The following is a 758-nucleotide window of genomic DNA, read 5'->3' on the forward strand; positions in this document are numbered from 1 at the left end:
CTTCGTCCGACAGGCGGCGTCCGTCAGATCGAGGACGTTGCCGTTGTTGTACTTCGCGATGATGTTGTTGAACAGCCGGGGATCGACCGTCGAGTAGTAGCGCACCGGCTGCTTCTCGCTCGGTTGCGCGAGCTGGCTGTACGCGGTCATGTCGAGCCGGTCCGACGACGCGCGCACCTTCGCGACCCACGCGTCGAACGCGTCGCGCGGCGTCGCGAGCGTGCGGAACTTCATGTCGGAAAAGCCGCGGCCGCTGTAATTCGCGGAAATGCCGGCGAAATCGCCCGGCTCGTCGGCGATCAGATGCAGGCGCGTCTGCATGCCGGCCATCGCGTAGACCTGCGTGCCGAGCTGCGGGATGAAGAACGAGTTCATCACCGCGTCGGACGTGATCCGGAAATTGACTGGCGTGCCGACCGGCACCGCCAGTTGGTTCACCGAAGCAATGCCGAGATCCGGATAGACGAACAGCCACTTCCAGTCGAGCGCGACGACCTCGACGTCGATCGGCTTCACCGACGATTCGAGCGGCCGGTACGGATCGAGCTCGTGCGTGGTCTTCCACGTGAGGATGCCGAGGAACAGGATGATCAGCGACGGCACCGTCCAGATGACGATCTCGATCGCGGTGGAATGCGCCCACTTCGGCGCGTAGGTCGCGTTGCGGTTCGACGCGCGGTAGCGCCACGCGAAGAGCAGCGTCAGGAAGATCACCGGCACGACGACGATCAGCATCGCCCACGTCGACGTCGCGATCA

1 protein-coding gene is annotated in these 758 nt (G+C 64.2%); it reads right to left on the minus strand.

Annotated features, from left to right (window positions below):
* The coding region (cyoA, locus tag WS69_RS03980) for a ubiquinol oxidase subunit II (protein WP_059469519.1) at nt 1-758 on the minus strand (758 nt) is incomplete at both ends.

It is taken from the genome of Burkholderia sp. BDU5 (genome assembly GCF_001522845.1).
GTDB classification, from domain to species: domain Bacteria; phylum Pseudomonadota; class Gammaproteobacteria; order Burkholderiales; family Burkholderiaceae; genus Burkholderia; species Burkholderia mayonis.